This is a genomic window from Streptomyces sp. NPDC059917 (assembly GCF_042730635.1).
Lineage (GTDB): Bacteria > Actinomycetota > Actinomycetes > Streptomycetales > Streptomycetaceae > Streptomyces.
Genome location: NZ_JBHWLC010000028.1, coordinates 20,138 through 38,445 on the forward strand (window position 1 = coordinate 20,138; position 18,308 = coordinate 38,445).

Below are 18,308 nucleotides of genomic sequence, written 5' to 3' on the forward strand. Positions count from 1 at the left end.
ACCGCTTCGCCGCCCCCGGGCCGAGTGCTCGGCGGGCGGTTGTCGGGAGGGGATCCAATGACAGAGAACGACGCCGGCCGGGCCGAAGGGGCCGAGGGAGCCGCGGCGCCGCCTACCGTGCAGCAGGCCAGGGCGGCGCAGCACTGGGAACGGCAGCGGTACTGGGAGGCGCAGCAAGCCGCCCGCCAAGCGGAGCGTCTGGCCAGGAAGCAGGCCAGGAAGGACGGTTGGGCCAGGGCGCTGCGGCCCGCCGAACTGGCGCCGATCCGCACCGGCACCCTGATCGCCGCCCTGGTCAGCGGTGTCGCCGCGGCCCTGCTGCTCGGTGACGGGGTCGGCCCCGGTTTGCTGATCGCCGCCGTGCCCGCCGTCGTCGCGGCCGGTGTCGCCGCGCGCGCGGCGGGGCGTCGGCCGCGCCCCTGGACCCTGGTGTGGGCGGTCGGCAGCCTGGCGCTGCTGGTCGTACCGGCGCTGCGGGAATCGGCCTGGCCTTCCACCCTGGCGATCCTGGCCGCGATCGGGCTCGGCGCCCTCGCCCTCTTCGGCAGCCGCACCTGGCTCGGGGTGCTGCTCAGCCCGCTCGGCTTCCTCGAAGCGGCGCCGACGGGGATCGGGTGGGCGTGGCGGGGGCTGATGGCGCGCCGCAGCGGGAACCGCCGGAACTGGTGGCCCGTTGTCAAGGCAGCGGGCGTGGGGCTCGCCCTGCTGGTGGTCTTCGGCACACTGTTCGCGTCCGCCGACGCGGCGTTCGCCGACGTCCTCGGCGGGCTGGTCCCCGAAGTGTCCGCCGGGGACGGGCCGGTGCGGTTGCTGCTCTTCGCCCTGGGTGCGGTCGTGGCGCTCGCGGCCGCCCGCGCGGCCGGGGCGCCGCTGCGCTGGGACCGGGTCGCCCTCGCCCCGGGGAAGCCCCGGTCCCGGGTGGAGTGGGCACTGCCGTTGGTCCTGCTCAACCTGCTCTTCGCCGGCTTCATCGGCGTCCAGCTCGCCGTCCTCCTCGGCGGCTACGACAAGGTGAAGGAGCGCACGGGCCTGCTCCCCGCCGAGTACGCCCGCCAGGGCTTCTGGCAGCTGCTGTGGGCCACCGTGCTCACCCTGATCGTGATCGCCCTCGCGCTGCGTTGGGCTCCGCGTTCGGGGCCCGGGGACCGGCGGCTCGTGCGCGGGGTGCTGGGCGTGCTGTGCCTGCTCACCCTGGTGGTGGTCGCTTCCGCGGTGCGCCGCATGGACTTCTATGTGGACGCCTTCGGGCTGACCCGGCTGCGGGTCTCGGTCGTCACGATGGAGCTGTGGCTCGGGGTGGTGATCGCACTGATCATCGCGGCCGGAATCTTCGGTGCGCGGTGGCTGCCCAGGGCCGTGATGGCGAGCGCGGGGGTGACCGTACTGGCCTTCGGCCTGCTGTCGCCGGACGGGATGATCGCGGAGAGCAACGTGAGTCGATTCGAGAAGCAGCACAAGATCGACCTCGCCTACTTCCAGTCGCTCTCCGCGGACGCCGTCCCGGCACTGGACCGGCTGCCCGAACCGCAGCGCTCCTGCGCGCTGCGCGGGATCAACGACGACCTGGCCGATGCGGGCGAGGTCCCCTGGTACGGGATGAGCCTGGGTGACCGCAGGGCCCGGGAGATCCTGCGGGAGCGTCCGGTGACGGCCTCGTACGAGACGTGCGCGGCGCTGCGGACGTTCGCGTCCCGGTCCGCCGGCTGATCCGCCGACCGATCGACGGCCGGTGGCCGACCGGCGGGGGACCGTACGCGCGACCGGGTGCGTACGGTCCCCCCACTAGGGACGGGCTCAGGCCGCCGGGCCGGCCTCCGCGGCCGCGCCGTTGAGGGCTTCCAGGTCGCTCTTGCGCACCCGGATCACCAGCGTCGCCGAGAGCAGGGCCAGGGCGGCCATGCCCACGGCGGCGATGAACGCCGTCGAGATCCCGTGGGCCAGTACCTCGTGCCCCCAGGGTCCGGGGAGGCGGCCGGTCTCCTTGAACGCGGCCAGCTGACCAGGGTCGGCGTGGGCCATGAAGTCCGGGACCTGCTTCTCGGCCTCGGTACGGCTCGCGGTGCCGAAGACGGTGACCAGGATGGAGAGGCCGAGCGAGCCGCCCACCTGCTGGCTGGCGTTGAGCAGTCCGGACGCCGCGCCCGCTTCCTTGGGAGCCACGCCGGAGACGGCGGTCAGGGTGAGTGTGACGAAGTTGAGGCCCATGCCGAAGCCGAAGAGGAGCATCGGGCCGAGCACGCCGGACACGTACGAGGAATCCGTGCGGATGAAGGTCAGCCAGGCCAGACCGCAGCCGACCAGCGTGGAGCCGAGGACCATGAAGGGCTTGGGCCCGAAGCGCGGCAGGAGGCGCTGGGAGAGACCGGCCGCGGTGACGATCGCGACGGTCACGGGAAGGAAGGCGAAGCCGGACCTGATCGGGCTGAAGTCCAGGACGTTCTGCACGAACTGCACGATGAAGAAGAACATCCCGAACATCGCCGCGGCGAGGCTGAGCATGATCAAGTAGGTACCGGCGCGGTTGCGGTCGGCGAACATCCGCAGCGGGGTGATCGGTTCGCGCGCCCGGGACTCGACGAGGGCGAAGAGCGCGAGCAGGACGACGGCGGTGGCGAAGGAGCCGAGGGTCAGGCCGTCGCGCCAGCCGTTCTCGGACGCCCGGATGAAGCCGTAGACGAGCGAGGCCATGCCGCCGGTGGAGGTGAGCGCACCCGCGAGGTCGAAGCGGCCGGGGTGGCGTTCGGATTCGGTGATGTACAGCGGGGCGAGGACCGCGATCAGCACGCCGATGGGGACGTTGACGAAGAGCACCCAGCGCCAGTTGAGCCACTCGGTGAGCATGCCGCCGGTGAGCAGGCCGATGGCGCCGCCGCCCGCGGAAACGGCGGCGAACACTCCGAAGGCCCGGTTGCGCTCGGGTCCTTCGGCGAAGGTCGTGGTGATCAGGGCGAGCGCGGTGGGGGAGGCGATGGCTCCGCCGACGCCCTGGAGCGCGCGGGCGGCCAGGAGCTGCCAGGGTTCCTGGGCGAATCCGCCGAGCAGGGAAGCGAGGGTGAAGAGCAGGATTCCGGCCATGAACACGCGGCGCCGGCCCAGGATGTCGCCGGCCCGGCCGCCGAGCAGCAGCAGGCCGCCGAAGGTCAGGGTGTAGGAGCTCAGCACCCAGGAGAGGTCGGTGGTGGAGAAGGACAGGGCCTCCTGGATGTGCGGGAGGGCGATGTTCACGATGGTGGCGTCGAGGACCACCATGAGCTGGCACGCCGCGATGACGGCCAGTGCCACTCCGGGCCGCCCCTCGCGGTGGGCGGCGCCCGGTATCCGAGGCTTGGCGAGTTGCGGACTTGTCACTGAGGATCCCCCCAAAGTGAAATAGTGAACGCATTCGTTCACTGCGGGTCCACGGTAGGAGCTGCGATCTAGTGAACGCAAGCGTTCACTAAGGCTGAAAACGTGTGCGACCGGTGCGTGGGCCGGGTGGAGGTGGCGACGGTGGTGGGTTCGCGCTGGTCGGCGGAGCCGCAGGGCCGCAGGCGGGGGCCGGAGCTGGACTCGGCGATCCTCGATGCGGCCCTGGAGCAGTTGAGCACCGTCGGCTGGAACGGGCTCACCATGGAAGGGGTCGCCGCGCGGGCCCGTACGGGCAAGGCCGCCGTCTACCGGCGCTGGCCCTCGAAGGCGGACCTGGTCGCCGACGTGCTGCGGGCCGGGCTTCCGCCGCTCGGTGAGATCCCGGACCACGGGTCCGTCCGCGAGGAGCTCGTCGTGCTGTGTCGGGGGATGCGGGACGCGATGAGTTCCCGCGCCGGAACCGCTCTTCGCTCTGTTCTTCACGAATGCGACACCGCGAGCGCCGATCGCTTCCATGAGCTGATCAGGACCGGATTGACCGAGCCCTCCCGTCGACTCTTCGAGGACCTCGTTCAGCGTGGAATCGCACGGGGTGACGTCCGTTCGGACGCCACCGGGGAGTTCGTCGCCGATGTCATTCCGGCCATCATGATGTACCGATCAAAAGTGTGCGGGAGCGAATGGGGGGACCAGGACATTCGGGAAATGATCGACCAGGTGCTGGTGCCGCTGCTCACTGCGTGAGCCAGGACCGGCCCGGGGTGTGCAGGCGGCGCCGGGCGGCGTAACCTTGCTGGCGCCATGCCGTACGAAGCACCCACACACACCGTCGAACGCTCCCTCCGCGCAACCACCGGCGCCAAGGTCGTAGCCGGGGTCGACGAAGTCGGACGAGGCGCCTGGGCCGGTCCCGTCACCGTGTGCGCGGCCGTCACCGGTCTGCGTCGCCCGCCCGAAGGTCTCACCGACTCCAAACTGATCACCCCCAAGCGCCGCGACCAGCTCGCCGTCGTTCTGGCGGACTGGGTGACGGCGCACGCCCTCGGGCACGCCTCTCCGCAGGAGATCGACGAGCTCGGGATGACCGCCGCGCTGCGGCTCGCCGCGGTGCGCGCCCTGGAGGCCCTGCCGGTGCGGCCCGACGCGGTGATCCTCGACGGCAAGCACGACTACCTCGGCCCGCCCTGGCGGGTCCGTACGGTGATCAAGGGCGACCAGTCCTGCGTCGCCGTCGCCGCGGCCTCGGTCATCGCCAAGGTGTGGCGCGACCGGATGATGGCCGAACTCGGTGAACCGGGTGACGGCATCGAGGACTTCGCCTTCGGCTCCAACGCCGGATACCCCTCGCCCGTGCACCGGGCGGCGCTGGAGGAACGGGGGCCGACCGCGTACCACCGGCTCTCGTGGTCCTACCTCGACGCGCTGCCGCAGTGGCGTCACCTCAAGAAGGCGCGGCGCAGCGAGGAATCGCTCGAACTGGAAAACGGAGGCCAGCTCGGCTTCGAATTCTGATCGCACTCATGTGCAGCCCACCGGTACCTTTCGCACCGGTGTTTGATAGATGTCAACTCATGCCTCTCACCCACGAGGAGCCTCAGATTCACGAGAGTGCCCAGGGTCCCCGCGTCACGCCGGCCGCGAGCCGCACCGCGCAGACCCCCCGCCCCGTACCTGGTCCGCGTCCCGCCGCCGTACCTCGGCCCGGGCGTCCCGGTCCGGTCCGGCCGGCTCCGCCCGCCCAGCGCGTGCCGCAGCAGGCCACCCCCGGAACCCCTTCCGTCACCCCGGCCGCTCCCGCGGCCCCCACCGCACCGTCGGTCTCCGCCGCGGTGCCGCAGATCCAGCTGATCCCGGCCTCGGCCGAGGGCGCGCTGGACGCGGCCGAAGAGGCCGTGGACCTGCTGCTCGACGCCGGCCGTGCGCCGGGCGACGTCCTGGTGCTCACCAGCGGCGACCCGCACCCGTGGGCGGTGCACGAGCTGTCCTTCGGCGAGAGCGCGTACTGGGCTCAGCAGGACGCCCGGGACGACGTCTTCTATGCGGACGCGGCGCAGGTGCAGCGCGCCGCCGCCCGCCCGGTCGTGGTCTTCGCCGTCAACGGCGGACCGGTTGACGCGATCGTGGCGGCCCTGCCGGTCGCGCTCGCGCGTGCCGGTGCGCTGCTGGTCGTGTGCGGCGACCCGGAGCGGATCAACTCGGTTCTGGGCGCGGGCGTCTGACGTCCCGCACCCACCGTGGGCGAGCAGCGGGGCGGGCCGTCGGCCGGCCCCGCTGAACCCCGCGGCGAAGGACCCACGGGTCCTCGCGCCGCGGGGCCCACGGGCGTTCCGAGCGGCGCCGCGCCCCGGGCTCTCAGCGGGCCGCGGTACGACGCAGGACCTCGGCCGCGCCCCCACCGGTGCGCAGGGTCAGCGGAGTCGGGTCCGGCACGATCTCGCCGATGCGCAGCGGGCGGGAGTCCGCGCTGGGCCGTCGACCGCCCCGACCTTCACCGAGGACCTGCCAGCCGCCCTGCGTGAGGGTGATGTACGCGCCGCAGCGCAGCCCGTGCAGGGTGCAGGCGTCCCGCAACCCCCACATCCAGGCCCCGTCCTCCTCGGTCCACCGCTCGTCGCCGTCGCGGCAGTAGAGCAGCACCGCCGTGCGCACCGGAGTCCGCCTGCGCAGGTCGTGCGGCAGGACCCGGCGCAGCCGCGCCAGCAGCGCGTTGCGGTATTCCCATCCGTCCGCCGAGTCGGCGCGCTGGACGAACGAGGCGCTGGCCACCAACCGTTCCTCGGGACCGAGCACGGCGATCACCGCGGTCGAGGGCACGGGGCTGTGCCGGGCGTGCAGCCCGCTGACGATCTCGCGCGGATTGCTCAGCAAGGGGATGCCGGAAGCGGTCCACTCATCGGCTTCCAACAGTCTGCCGTGCCGGCTGGCGCCGCCGGCCGCGATGGTCGACGAGGTGGTCGTGGGCGGGGCGAATCCGAAGGTCACGGTCCTCCCTTCGGGTACGCGCGCTGTTGATGGGCACGGCTGGAGTGCGGGCGCGCCACAGGGCGGCCCTCAAGGGTGCCGACGAGCCGAGCGGGAACACCGCAATTCTCGCGCGGCCCGTGAGCATGCGGCAACGAGCAATTGCCGCCGCGGACCGTAATTGGCTGGTATGCCGTTCATATCCTTGCCCCGCCACGCCGACGATGACGCATCCGGTCACGGCTGGACGGCCAGTACCAGCGGAAACACCTCCTTCGCACCGGCCCGCCGGAGCAGTCGGGCCGCGACGGCGAGGGTCCATCCGCTCTCCGCGCGATCGTCCACGAGGAGGACCGGGCCGGGGGCCTCCTCGAGCCTCGCAGCGAGCGCCGGGGGGACGGTCAAGGCCTGGTGGAGTCCGCGCACGCGCTGGGCGCTGTTGGAGGAGGGCAGCCCGAACTCCGGCACCTGGTCGGTGTACTCGAGCGCTCCCAGCAGGGGCATCCGCCCGACCTCGGCGATCCGCGCGGCCAGCGAACCGATCAGCAGGGGCTTGCTCCGCGAGGGCAGCGAGACCACGCCCACGGGTCGCGCGGGCGCGCCCGGCGCCCCGGAAGCCCAGCCGCCGGGCCCCCGCGCCCAGTCCGCGAGCACGGCCACCACGGCCTGGGCGACATCGTCCGGAATCGGTTGGTCGGCCGTCTGCGGCGCCAGCATCGGGCGCAGCCGGTTGCCCCACCCGATGTCGGAGAGCCGGCCGAGGGCCCGGCCCGTCGAGGCCTGCTCGCCCGCGGGGATGCGCCCCTTGAGGTCCACCCCGACGGCCGCCAGACCGGTCGGCCACATCTTGCGCGGGTCCAACTCCACGCCCGGGCGGCCCAGCTCGCCCCGCGCGGTGTCCAGCGCCTTCGAGGACACCTCCACGGTGAAGCGGGCGCCCGCGCAGTTGTCGCAGCGGCCGCAGGGGGCGGCCTCCTCGTCGTCCAGCTGGCGCCGCAGGAACTCCATGCGGCAGCCGGTGGACGACGCGTAGTCGCGCATCGCCTGCTGCTCGGCGGAGCGCTGGCGGGCCACCCACGCGTACCGCTCCGCGTCGTAGGTCCAGGGCTCGCCCGTCGAGGTCCAGCCGCCCTTCACCCGGTGCACCGCGCCGTCCACGTCGAGGACCTTGAGCATGGTCTCCAGCCGGGTCCGGCGCAGGTCGACCAGGGGCTCCAGGGCGGGCAGCGACAGCGGCCGCCCGGCCTGGGCCAGCACGTCCAGGGTGCGGCGGACCTGCTCCTCCGGCGGGAAGGCCACCGACGCGAAGTACTGCCAGATCGCCTCGTCCTCGCGGCCCGGGAGCAGCAGCACCTCGGCGTGCTCCACCCCGCGGCCGGCGCGACCGACCTGCTGGTAGTAGGCGATCGGCGACGAGGGCGACCCCAGGTGCACCACGAAGCCGAGGTCGGGCTTGTCGAAGCCCATGCCCAGGGCCGAGGTCGCCACCAGGGCCTTGACCCGGTTGGCCTGGAGGTCGTTCTCCGCCTGCTCGCGGTCCGCGTTCTCCGTCTTGCCCGTGTAGGAGGACACGGTGTGCCCCCGGTGCCGGAGGTACGCCGTCACCTCCTCGGCGGCGGCCACGGTCAGCGTGTAGATGATCCCGGAACCCGGCAGGTCGCCCAGGTGGTCGGCGAGCCAGGCCAGCCGGTGCGCGGCGTCGGGCAGCGCCAGCACGGCCAGGCTCAGGCTCTCCCGGTCCAGCGGGCCGCGCAGCACCAGCGCGTCCGTGCCCGCCCCGGTGCCGAGCTGCTCGGCGACGTCAGCGGTCACCCGGGCGTTGGCCGTGGCCGTCGTCGCGAGCACCGGGACGCCGGGCGGCAGGTCCGCGAGCATCGTGCGCAGGCGCCGGTAGTCGGGCCGGAAGTCGTGCCCCCAGTCCGAGATGCAGTGCGCCTCGTCCACCACCAGGAGCCCGGTGGCGGCGGACAGCTTGGGAAGGACCTGGTCGCGGAAGTCGGGGTTGTTGAGCCGCTCCGGACTCACCAACAGCACGTCCACCTCGCCCGCGGCGACCTCGGCCTGGATCCCCTCCCACTCCTCGGGATTGGCGGAATTGATGGTGCGGGCGCGGATCCCGGCACGGGCGGCGGCTTCGACCTGGTTGCGCATCAGCGCCAGCAGCGGCGAGACGATCACGGTGGGTCCGGCCCCGCTCGCCCGCAGCAGCGAGGTCGCGACGAAGTACACGGCGGACTTGCCCCAGCCCGTGCGCTGGACCACCAGTGCCCGGCGCTTGTGCGCGACCAGGGCTTCGATGGCCCGCCACTGGTCCTCGCGCAGCCGAGCGGTGCCCGTCGGATCGCCGACGAGGCGGGCGAGTACGGAATCGGCGGAAGACCTCAGGTCAGGGTTCATGCCCCCATGCAACCCGATGGCTGTGACATCGCGCCAATGCCGCTCCTGGGCCTGTGGATAAAGTTATCCACAGGGGTTTCCCGATCCGGCCGTGCACGGGACCGTCGAGCCATGACGAAGAACCAGGAAACACACGACCCGTCCGGTGGCCGGCCCCGCAAGGCGGCGGCCCGCAAGCCCCCCGTCAACCACGCGGTACTCCCCGCCGGTCCGGCGGCGGCCGCCGAACCACAGATCACCCTGCGCAGTCCCGCCGAGCTGGCGGACGCCCTGCCCTACCTGCTCGGCTTCCACCCGACCGACTCCCTCGTCATGGTCGCCCTGCACGGCGAGGGCGGCCGCTTCGGAGGCCGATTGAGGGTCGGCATCCCCGCCGACCCGGGGGAGTGGGAGGACACCGCCCGACAGGTCGCCGACTGCCTGGTGCACGGCAGCGAGAGGCGCGGCGCGAAGCCCGACAGCATCGTGGTCTTCCTGTGCCAGGACCCGCGGGGCGAGGAGAGCGGGCAGCGCGTCATGACCCGGCTGCGCCCGCTCGCCCAGCGCGTCCGCATCGCCTGCGGGGCACTGGACGTGCCCGTGCTGGAGGCGCTGTGCGTGTCCGCCGGCCGGTACTGGTCCTACTGCTGCCCCGACGCGCGGTGCTGCCCGGGCGAGGGCACCTCCCTCACCGCGCCGGGCACCTCCGTCATGGCGGCGGCCGCGACCTATGCCGGACTCCGGGTGCGGGGTTCGCTCCAGGAGATCGAGGGGCGCCTGGCACCGCTGCGCGGACCGTTCGCCGACGAGCAGGAGCGGGCCCTGGACCTGGCCGCCACCGCCCTCGTGCCGAAGATCCTCGACGGAGCCACCCGGGAGGAGGTGGGGGCGGACACCCTGGAGCTGGCGCGGACACTGATGCGCCGGCTCGCCCTCGCCCCGCCCGCCGACGGCGGGCCCTGCGCCGAGGACTGGGACGACGCGCTCCTGGGACACGGCGAGGCGGCCTCCCTCATCCTCGGCCTCCAGGACCGCGAGGTCAGGGACATCGCCGCGGAGTGGATGGAGGACGAGGAGGCGGCCCCCGCGCTGCGTCTGTGGCGCGCCCTCGCCCGGCGCTGCGTCGGCGCCTACCGCGAGCACGCGGCCGCCCCGCTGACCCTGGCCGGCTGGGTCTCGTGGTCCACCGGCGACGAGCCGACCGCCCGCATCGCATTCGGGTTGGCGCTGCGCGCCGATGCCGACTACCGCTTCGCCCAACTGCTCCACCACGCCTGCAACGAAGGCATCGATCCCGAAGGGCTGCGGGAGTGCCTGCGCGCCGAACGGGGACGACGCGAGCCCCGCCGCAAGCGGGCCGCCGCCGTCACGCGGCCGCCCGGGCGGCCCCGGGCCGGCCGCCGGGGCCCGCGCAGCAGGGCGGGGAGCGAGCAGTGAACCGCCACCGTGCCCCGCGGCGGCGAGGAGCCCTGCACGGGGCGGTGCACGAGGTGGCCCGCGCGGCGCCCTACGCGGTGGCGGCGCGGCGCACGGCGCACCGCTGGATGAGCGCCGTGAGCGCCGCGCTGCGCCCCCGACGAGGCGTCACGCGGGCGCAGCCGCCCCCGCGGCCCGTGTCCCGGGCGGGGGTGAGGGCGTTCAGCTGTGGGGTGGCGGGGCCCTGGTCGCGCCGCCGCCCTGCGAAAACGACCGGAGCGCAGACAAGGCGACCCATGGCCCACCCCGTTCCCCCCGCCCGACGGCCCGAATTGCCGCCCGTGCACGGCGCCCTCATCTGCGTCGCCGCGCCCTGTCTCGTCATCTCGCCCGAGCACGGACAGCTGACCGGACAGGGGATCGACGGGATCTACCGTTCGGGCCGCAGGCTGCTGTCCCGCTGCGTGCTGCGCATCGGCGGCCGTGACCCGGTCGCCGTGCAGGGCCGCAGCCTCGGGGCGGACCGGGTCTCCTTCACCGCGACCGTCCGGATCGGGGCGGAGCCCGGACCGGACCCGGACATCGGGGTGGAGCGGATCCGCCACGCCGACGGCACGGAGCGGATCACCCTGCGCAGCTACACCGCGCGCCGGGTCCGGTTGCCCGTGGAGATCTCGCTCGCCACGGACCTGGCGGAGCTGGCCGCGATCGCCGCCGGGCGGGGCGGGCCCGAGCTGCCTGCTGCCGTGCACGCCGGGGGCCTGCGCTGGAGCACCGGCCCGGCCCAGGCGGTCACCACGGCGGAGCCCGCCCCCGACGACGCGATCGCCGCGACCGGCATGCTGCGCTGGCAGCTGGAACTGGCCCCCGGAGAGTCGCGCACCATCGAACTGCGCACGTCCCAGGACCGCGGCGCGAGAGCTTCGGCCGGACAGGTCGCCAACCCCCTCGCCCCGGCCCGCGCCGAGTGCGACGACCCCCGCGTCGACCCCTGGTTGCGCACCGGCCTCGACGACCTGGGCGCCCTGCTGCTCAGGGATCCCGAGGACCCCTCGGACGCCTATGCGGCGGCCGGTGTTCCCTGGCGGTGCGGGCTCGCACCGGCCGAGTCGCTCTGGGCGGCCCGGATGGCGCTGCCCCTCGGCACCGGGCTCGCCGCCGCGACCCTGCGCGTCCTGGCCCGGACGCAGGAGGGCGGGAAGGGGCCCGGAGCCGGGAAGATCCCCGGACCGCTGCGGGGCGCGGGCCCGCAGCTGCCGCCCGGCTGCACCGGTACGGAGGCCACCTTGGCCTTTCCCGTAGTCCTGGCCGAGGCGCGGCGATGGGGGCTGCCGGAGCCCGAGGTGGAGCGGCTGCTGCCGACCGCGGAGCGGTGTCTGGGCTGGCTGCGCGGGGCGTTGTCCGAGGACGGGTTCCTCGCGGACCCCGACCCGGGGCCGCGGCGTTGCGAGACGCAGGCCCACGCCCATCGGGCCGCCCTGCTCGGCGCGGATCTGCTGGAGGGGTGCGGTCGGCCCGGCGCCGAGGAGTGGCGCGAGTGGGCCGCCGCCCTGCGGGCCCGGTTCGCGGACGCCTTCTGGCTCGACGGTCCGGACGGCGGTCGGCCCGCGGCCGCCCTGCACCCCGACGGGCGCCCCCTGCCCCGGCTGACCGGAGCCGCCGCGCACCTGCTGGACACCGGTCTCCTCGGCGGCGGACGGCTGGCCCCCGGCTTGCTCGACCGGATCCGCAGCGAGCAGGTGGCCCGGCTGCTGGGGGCGCCCCCCATGGACTCCGGCTGGGGGCTGCGCAGCATGGCGGTGCGGGAGCCGGGGCACAACCCGTTCGGTCACCACTCGGGCGCCGTGCGGGCGTACGAGAGCGCCGTCGCGGTGGCCGGTCTGGCGGGCGCCGGGTTCGAGAAGGAGGCGGCGGGGCTGCTGAGGGGACTCCTCGACGCGGCCGAGCGCTTCGGGTACCGGCTGCCCGAGATGTACGCCGCCGAGCAGCGCACGGCGGGCAGCGCCCCGCTGCCGCACCCGGCCGCCTGCCGCCCGGCCGCGGTGGCGGCGGCCGCCGCGATCCACGTCCTGGCCGCCCTGGCCGGCATCCGCCCCGACGCCCCGGCGGGCACCGTGGCGCTGGCTCCGCTGCCGGGCGCTCCGCTGGGGGAGCTGCGGCTCTCCGGGCTCCGGGTCGCGGGGGAACCGTTCGCGGTGCGGGTCAGTCGGCTGGGTCTGGGCATGGTGGAGGAGGCCTCCGATGCGCTGCAGCTCGGCGTCTGAGCCGACTCCTCCGTGCCGGCCCGTCACGGAGAAGTGGGTTCCGGGATCACCAAAGCGGTGTTTATCGTCAGGCAGACGACTATGATCGCGGCATGTCGCCCTACGACCCGTCGGCCTTCCCGCCCTTTGCCGTCACCGTCGACCTGGTCGTGCTCACCGTGCGCCGCCACGCGCTCTGCGCGCTGGTCGTACGACGGGGTGAGCAGCCGTTCCAGGGCCGATGGGCGCTGCCCGGCGGTTTCGTCCGCGGCGACGAGGACCTGGCGACCGCGGCCGCCAGGGAACTCTCCGAGGAGACCGGACTCTGCGCCCAGGAGTCGGCCGCGAACGGCGACGGGGTCCACGGCGCGCATCTGGAACAGCTCGCCACCTACGGCGACCCCCGGCGGGACCCGCGCATGCGGGTGGTCAGCGTCGCGCATCTGGTGCTGGCACCCGACCTGCCCGCGCCGCGGGCCGGAGGCGATGCCAACAGCGCGCGCTGGGCGCCCGTGGACGAGCTGCTCGCCGCCGCCGAGGAGGCGTCCGCGGGGCTCGCCTTCGACCACACGCGGATCCTGGCCGACGGTGTGGAGCGGGCCCGGTCGAAGATCGAGTACTCCTCGCTGGCCACGGCGTTCTGCCCGTCCGAGTTCACCGTCGGTGAGCTGCGCCGGGTGTACGAGGCGGTCTGGGGAGTGGCCCTGGACCCGCGCAACTTCCACCGCAAGGTCACCGGCACCCCCGGGTTCCTGGTCCCCGCCGGTGGGACGACGACCCGTCAGGGCGGCCGCCCCGCGCAGTTGTTCAGGGCGGGCGGGGCCACCCTGCTCAACCCGCCGATGCTGCGCCCGGAAGTCTGACGGCCCGGCAGCATCCGGCCCGGCTTCACGGCAAATCGGACATATCGCGTTATCTTGCTTGTGGTATTCACACTGCCCCACAGTGGTCTCACCCTGCGAGGGAAGCGATGCTCCAGGCCATCGGACTCACCAGTGCACCCCGTCGAGACCTTCCGCCCATGGTCGACGACCTCACCTTCGAGGCCCGCCCCGGGCAGGTGACTGCCCTGCTGGGCGCGACCGGTTCCGGCAAGACCACCGCGCTGCGACTCATGCTCGAACTCGAACCCGGCCGAGGCGTCACCTACTTCCGCGGTCGCCCCCTGCACCGGATCGCACATCCGGGGCGCGAGGTCGGCGTCCTGCTCGGCGACGTGCCCGGGCACCCCGCGCGCACGGTTCGCGGGCAGCTGCGGATGCTCTGCGCCGCCGCCGGGGTCTCGCCCTCCCGGGCGGACGTCATGCTGGACGTCGTCGGCATCTCGGGCCTGCGCGACCAGCGGCTCGGCTCGCTCTCGCTCGGGATGGACCGCCGGGTCGGACTCGCCGCCGCCCTGCTGGCCGATCCGTGCACGCTGCTCCTCGACCAGCCCGCCGCGGGACTCTCGCCGCGCGAGCGGAACTGGCTGCACGGGCTCCTGCGCGGGCACGCCGCCCTCGGCGGGGCCGTGCTGTTCACCACGGACGACGCCAAGGAAGCCGCCCGCAGCGCCGACCGGGTGGTCAGCATCGAAGCGGGACGTCTGGTGGCCGACCAGGAGGCCGCCGACTTCGCCCGGACCCGGCTGCGCCCCAGGGTGGCCGTCCGGACCCCGCACGCGGCCCGCCTGGCCGACGTGTTGGGCCGGGAGGCCCGGGCGGCCCGGCGGACGGTGGAGATCGTCGAGGAGAGCGGCAGCCGCCTCTCGGTCTACGGGAGCAACTGCGCCGAGGTCGGCGAGGCCGCGTTCCGGCACGGCGTGCTCGTCCACCAGCTGGCCGACGAGACCGGCGACAGCGGACCCCCGGTGCCACGCGCGCGCACCGCCGCCTCCTCCTCGGACGTGGCCTCCCCGGACGCCGCCTCGGCCGCCTCCGTGGGGTCGGCGGACGGACCGGTGGCCGCCTCCGCCGCCCAGCGGCGCCGCTCCGGTGCCAACCGGCCTCCCTCACCCGTTCGGCGCGTGGGCGGGCCCCTGCGGCCGCTGCGCTACGAGCTGCGCCGGATCTTCGGCACCGCCACCCCGCTCCTGACGGCGGCCCTCGTGGCGGTCGCCTCCGTGGTCACCGCCCTGCTGCTGGCCCGGCTCGGCGCGACCTCGCAGAACCGGCTGCTCGCCGCGTGGCCCGAGTCGCTGCCGCTGCCCCCGGCCGCCCTCGGCGCCGGACTGCTCGGCGCCCTGGCCTTCGGCGAGGAGTACCGCTACCCCGCGCTCGCGGCCGACCGCGGCACCGTGCCCCGCAGGCTGGGCCTGCTCGTCGCCAAGCTCGGTGTCTGCGGGGTGCTCGCCCTGCTCCTGGGCGCCCTCGCGGTCATCGTCGACGGGTCCGCCCTCGCGCTGGTCTTCGACCGGGGTCCGCTGCGGGCCCCCGCGCAGTGGGTCGCCCCGGCGGCGGCGTGGGCGGGGCTGCTCGTCGGCTGCGCCTGGGCCGGGGTGCTCGCCTCCGCCGTCTTCCGCTCCGCGCTGGCGGGCCTGGGCGCGGTGGTCTCCGTACCGGTGCTCGTCGTACCGCTGGTGCGCAAGGCGCTCGACGGGCCGTCCGCCTACCCGGCGTCCGGCCTCGCGGGTCGGCTGCGCGGTCTGTCCTGGGCGCAGTGGCCCCCGGAGGCCGACCGACTGGTGCTCGGCGCACTGCGGATGATGGCCCAACCCGTGGGAACCGCGCTGGTGTTGTCGCTGTTGGTCCTGTTGTGCGCCTATGGGTTCACCGGACTGCGCGGCAAGGTCCGTTGGTGACCGGTGTGGAGCGAGGTGGCGACGTCGGGCGACCGGCTGAGTCCGCTTCACTCGAACCGGATCGCAACTCCCCGTAAAAGGCCCGGTTCTTTACGATAAGTCGTCAATTGCGTAGGTGGCACCGATCACCCTTTCGTGTGCTTTTCACCAAAGACCTCAAGGGTCGCCGGGACACGGCCGACAAAGGATTCGTGAGTACCCTTGCGCACACCATGATGACCGCCGCCCGCCACGCCGACACCGGCCTCGCCGGCCCGGGCGAACTCGACCGTTACCCCTTTGCCGAGGCCTCCGGCACCGACCGCGTCGGCGTACCCCACTGGGACGGGGCCGACGTCGAGTTGAGCCGGGCGGGCCGTCGTACGGCGGGCAGCCGCGGCCGCGGACTGCACGGCCAACTCGTCCAGCAGCTCGGCCAGATGATCGTTTCCGGTGATCTCGGAGCGGACCGCCCGCTGGTGCCCGAGGAGATCGGCCAGCGTTTCGAGGTCTCCCGCACGGTCGTTCGCGAATCGCTGCGGGTCCTGGAGGCCAAGGGCCTCGTCAGCGCCCGCCCCAACGTCGGCACCCGGGTCCGCCCCGTCGCCGACTGGAACCTGCTCGACCCCGACATCATCGAGTGGCGCGCCTACGGTCCGCAGCGCGACGACCAGCGCCGCGAGCTGAACGAGATGCGCTGGACCATCGAGCCCCTCGCCGCCCGTCTCGCGGCCGGACACGGCCGCCCGGACGTCCAGCAGCGGCTCGCGGACATGGTCGAGATCATGGGCCACGCCCTCGGTCAGGGCGACGGGATCACCTTCGCCCGCGCCGACAACGAGTTCCACGCGCTGCTCATCCAGGTCGCGGGGAACCGGATGCTGGAGCACCTCTCGGGCATCGTCTCCTCCGCCCTCCAGGTGTCCGGCAATCCGATCACCGCCTGCGACCGGCCGAGCGAGACCTGCGTCGCGCACCACGCGCGGATGGTGGAGGCGCTCGCCGCGGGTGACGCCACGGGCGCGGAGGCGGCCATGCGCCAGCTCCTGACGGTCCATCCGGAAGTCGAGCGGGTGGTCCCCGCGCCGCGCGAGCACTGACGCGCCGGACGGGCGGACAGCGGCGAGCGCGGGGTGGACACAGGTCGCCGGGCCCGGTCGGGTCCGGCGACACCGCTGTCCGGGACGGCCGCGAACTCGGTTGTCCGCGGCCGGATGACCGGCGGAACCGGGTTACCCGTGACCGATCGACCGGCATGGGAACACGCGGGATGTGACTCGGGCCACGAAGATTGGGCGTAACGCTCTGCGAGGTCACGCGATGACCTAAGAGGTGATGGCCGACGGAAGGAACACAGCAGCCGTTCCCGGTGCTGTGCAGCTCCCCAGGCTGTTCCTTGCGCCGCCGGCCGGTCCCCCGTCGGTGGTCGTCGGCTCCGGTTCAGGACCAGGCCGGGGTCGGAAGCCGTTCCCACCGTTCCGAGAGGTTGTTCGTGTCGGCCAGCACATCCCGTACGCTCCCGCCGGAGATCGCCGAGTCGGATTCCGTGATGGCGCTCATCGAGCGGGGCAAGGCCGAGGGGCAGATCGCCGGCGATGACGTGCGTCGGGCCTTCGAGGCTGACCAGATTCCGCCAACCCAGTGGAAGAATGTTCTGCGCAGCCTCAACCAGATTCTCGAGGAAGAGGGTGTGACGCTGATGGTCAGTGCCGCGGAGTCGCCCAAGCGCCCTCGGAAGAGCGTTCCGGCGAAGAGCCCCGCCAAGCGGACGGCCACGAAGACGGTCACGACGGCGCAGGCGGCGGTCGCCCCCCTCGCCGGCGCGGCCCCCGGGGCCGGGGCGGGCGACCTGGAGGAGCCGCAGGCGCTCGCGGAGGGAACCGGATCCGAGGCCGAGGCCGCGGCCGAGCCCCCCGCCCCCGTCAAGAAGGCCGCGGCGAAGAAGACCGCCGCCAAGAAGACGGCGGCCAAGAAGACCACCGCGAAGAAGACCGCGGCCAAGAAGACGGCGGCCAAGAAGGACGGCGACGACGCGGGCGAGGACGAGGCCGCCGAGGGCGCTCCCGGCGCGGCCAAGGGCGAGGAAGGCGAAGAGGAGGAGGGCGGCGAGAACAAGGGTTTCGTGCTCTCCGACGACGAGGACGACGCCCCCGCCCAGCAGGTCGCGGTCGCGGGAGCCACCGCGGACCCGGTCAAGGACTACCTCAAGCAGATCGGCAAGGTCCCCCTCCTCAACGCCGAGCAGGAGGTGGAGCTGGCCAAGCGGATCGAGGCCGGCCTCTTCGGCGAGGACAAGCTGGCGAACTCGGAGAAGCTGGCCCCCAAGCTCAAGCGCGAGCTGGAGATCATCGCCGAGGACGGGCGCCGGGCCAAGAACCACCTGCTGGAGGCCAACCTCCGCCTCGTGGTCTCGCTGGCCAAGCGCTACACCGGCCGCGGCATGCTCTTCCTGGACCTGATCCAGGAGGGCAACCTGGGTCTGATCCGCGCGGTGGAGAAGTTCGACTACACCAAGGGCTACAAGTTCTCCACCTACGCCACGTGGTGGATCCGCCAGGCGATCACCCGCGCCATGGCCGACCAGGCGCGCACCATCCGCATCCCGGTGCACATGGTCGAAGTGATCAACAAGCTCGCCCGCGTGCAGCGCCAGATGCTCCAGGACCTGGGCCGCGAGCCCACCCCGGAGGAGCTGGCCAAGGAACTCGACATGACCCCCGAGAAGGTCATCGAGGTCCAGAAGTACGGCCGCGAGCCGATCTCCCTGCACACCCCGCTCGGCGAGGACGGCGACAGCGAGTTCGGTGACCTCATCGAGGACTCCGAGGCGGTCGTCCCGGCCGACGCGGTCTCCTTCACGCTCCTGCAGGAACAGCTGCACTCGGTGCTCGACACCCTGAGCGAGCGCGAGGCGGGCGTGGTGTCGATGCGCTTCGGCCTCACCGACGGTCAGCCGAAGACCCTCGACGAGATCGGCAAGGTGTACGGCGTCACGCGCGAGCGGATCCGCCAGATCGAGTCCAAGACGATGTCCAAGCTCCGCCACCCGTCGCGCTCGCAGGTGCTGCGCGACTACCTGGACTAGTCCTACCAGCGGGTACGGGGTCTGCCGGTGGGGGGCCCCGGGGGGGGCCGGGCCCCCCGGCGTACCCCAAGGGGGGCGGCCGGTGCACCCCCAAGACCGGTGGCCCCAGACGCGGACCCGA

At 73.5% G+C, this 18,308-nt stretch carries 13 protein-coding genes; 10 read left to right on the forward strand and 3 right to left on the reverse strand.

Annotated elements, in window-relative coordinates; all coding sequences use genetic code 11:
• Positions 1-57 precede the first annotated feature (57 nt).
• On the forward strand, positions 58-1,707 hold the full coding sequence (locus ACFWAR_RS18100; protein WP_385778195.1) for a DUF4153 domain-containing protein: 1,650 nt from the start codon (positions 58-60) through the stop codon (positions 1,705-1,707).
• A gap of 87 nt (positions 1,708-1,794) precedes the next feature.
• Here ACFWAR_RS18100 and ACFWAR_RS18105 read toward each other — a convergent pair whose 3' ends face one another.
• Positions 1,795-3,348, reverse strand: coding sequence for an MFS transporter (locus ACFWAR_RS18105; RefSeq protein WP_385778197.1), 1,554 nt, complete (start codon positions 3,346-3,348; stop codon positions 1,795-1,797).
• Between the two features lie 141 nt (positions 3,349-3,489).
• On the opposite strand from ACFWAR_RS18105, the gene ACFWAR_RS18110 reads away from it, so the two are divergent.
• Genes ACFWAR_RS18110 through ACFWAR_RS18120 form a run of 3 tightly spaced genes read left to right on the forward strand, consistent with a single transcriptional unit; the run spans position 3,490 to position 5,567 of the window.
• On the forward strand, positions 3,490-4,092 hold the full coding sequence (locus ACFWAR_RS18110; protein ID WP_385778302.1) for a TetR/AcrR family transcriptional regulator: 603 nt from the start codon (positions 3,490-3,492) through the stop codon (positions 4,090-4,092).
• Positions 4,093-4,149: 57 nt separating this feature from the next.
• Complete coding sequence (locus ACFWAR_RS18115) at positions 4,150-4,860, forward strand: ribonuclease HII (protein ID WP_385778199.1); 711 nt, start codon at positions 4,150-4,152, stop codon at positions 4,858-4,860.
• Between the two features lie 59 nt (positions 4,861-4,919).
• Positions 4,920-5,567: a hypothetical protein gene (locus ACFWAR_RS18120; protein ID WP_385778201.1), complete on the forward strand. Its 648-nt coding sequence runs from the start codon at positions 4,920-4,922 to the stop codon at positions 5,565-5,567.
• Positions 5,568-5,700: 133 nt separating this feature from the next.
• Here ACFWAR_RS18120 and ACFWAR_RS18125 read toward each other — a convergent pair whose 3' ends face one another.
• A complete protein-coding gene (locus ACFWAR_RS18125) occupies positions 5,701-6,330 on the reverse strand; it encodes a hypothetical protein (RefSeq protein WP_385778203.1) in 630 nt (209 codons plus the stop codon).
• A 216-nt stretch (positions 6,331-6,546) separates the two neighbouring features.
• The gene (locus ACFWAR_RS18130; RefSeq protein ID WP_385778205.1) at positions 6,547-8,706 is read right to left on the reverse strand and encodes a RecQ family ATP-dependent DNA helicase; all 2,160 of its coding nucleotides are present in this window, start codon (positions 8,704-8,706) and stop codon (positions 6,547-6,549) included.
• A 111-nt stretch (positions 8,707-8,817) separates the two neighbouring features.
• On the opposite strand from ACFWAR_RS18130, the gene ACFWAR_RS18135 reads away from it, so the two are divergent.
• From ACFWAR_RS18135 to ACFWAR_RS18160, 6 genes are all read left to right on the forward strand, one after another.
• Entirely contained in the window at positions 8,818-10,122 is a 1,305-nt protein-coding gene (locus ACFWAR_RS18135; protein ID WP_385778207.1) for a DUF4192 domain-containing protein, read from the forward strand.
• A gap of 275 nt (positions 10,123-10,397) precedes the next feature.
• Positions 10,398-12,365 carry a glycogen debranching N-terminal domain-containing protein gene (locus tag ACFWAR_RS18140; protein ID WP_385778209.1) on the forward strand — a complete coding sequence of 656 codons (1,968 nt, stop codon included), beginning with the start codon at positions 10,398-10,400 and terminating at the stop codon, positions 12,363-12,365.
• A 92-nt stretch (positions 12,366-12,457) separates the two neighbouring features.
• A complete protein-coding gene (locus tag ACFWAR_RS18145; protein WP_385778211.1) occupies positions 12,458-13,207 on the forward strand; it encodes an NUDIX domain-containing protein in 750 nt (249 codons plus the stop codon).
• Between the two features lie 107 nt (positions 13,208-13,314).
• Complete coding sequence (locus ACFWAR_RS18150; protein ID WP_385778213.1) at positions 13,315-15,123, forward strand: ATP-binding cassette domain-containing protein; 1,809 nt, start codon at positions 13,315-13,317, stop codon at positions 15,121-15,123.
• A gap of 212 nt (positions 15,124-15,335) precedes the next feature.
• Complete coding sequence (locus ACFWAR_RS18155; RefSeq protein ID WP_385778304.1) at positions 15,336-16,202, forward strand: FadR/GntR family transcriptional regulator; 867 nt, start codon at positions 15,336-15,338, stop codon at positions 16,200-16,202.
• A 392-nt stretch (positions 16,203-16,594) separates the two neighbouring features.
• Positions 16,595-18,187, forward strand: coding sequence for an RNA polymerase sigma factor (locus ACFWAR_RS18160; protein ID WP_385778215.1), 1,593 nt, complete (start codon positions 16,595-16,597; stop codon positions 18,185-18,187).
• Positions 18,188-18,308 lie beyond the last annotated feature (121 nt).

What these genes read in the sequence shown, in the direction of transcription:
- ACFWAR_RS18130 (WP_385778205.1), bottom strand. Translation starts at nt 8,706, where the DNA reads ATGAACCCTGACCTGAGGTCTTCCGCCGATTCCGTACTCGCCCGCCTC.
- ACFWAR_RS18135 (WP_385778207.1), top strand. Translation starts at nt 8,818, where the DNA reads ATGACGAAGAACCAGGAAACACACGACCCGTCCGGTGGCCGGCCCCGC.
- ACFWAR_RS18140 (WP_385778209.1), top strand. Translation starts at nt 10,398, where the DNA reads ATGGCCCACCCCGTTCCCCCCGCCCGACGGCCCGAATTGCCGCCCGTG.
- ACFWAR_RS18115 (WP_385778199.1), top strand. Translation starts at nt 4,150, where the DNA reads ATGCCGTACGAAGCACCCACACACACCGTCGAACGCTCCCTCCGCGCA.
- ACFWAR_RS18155 (WP_385778304.1), top strand. Translation starts at nt 15,336, where the DNA reads ATGATGACCGCCGCCCGCCACGCCGACACCGGCCTCGCCGGCCCGGGC.
- ACFWAR_RS18150 (WP_385778213.1), top strand. Translation starts at nt 13,315, where the DNA reads ATGCTCCAGGCCATCGGACTCACCAGTGCACCCCGTCGAGACCTTCCG.
- ACFWAR_RS18120 (WP_385778201.1), top strand. Translation starts at nt 4,920, where the DNA reads ATGCCTCTCACCCACGAGGAGCCTCAGATTCACGAGAGTGCCCAGGGT.
- ACFWAR_RS18145 (WP_385778211.1), top strand. Translation starts at nt 12,458, where the DNA reads ATGTCGCCCTACGACCCGTCGGCCTTCCCGCCCTTTGCCGTCACCGTC.
- ACFWAR_RS18100 (WP_385778195.1), top strand. Translation starts at nt 58, where the DNA reads ATGACAGAGAACGACGCCGGCCGGGCCGAAGGGGCCGAGGGAGCCGCG.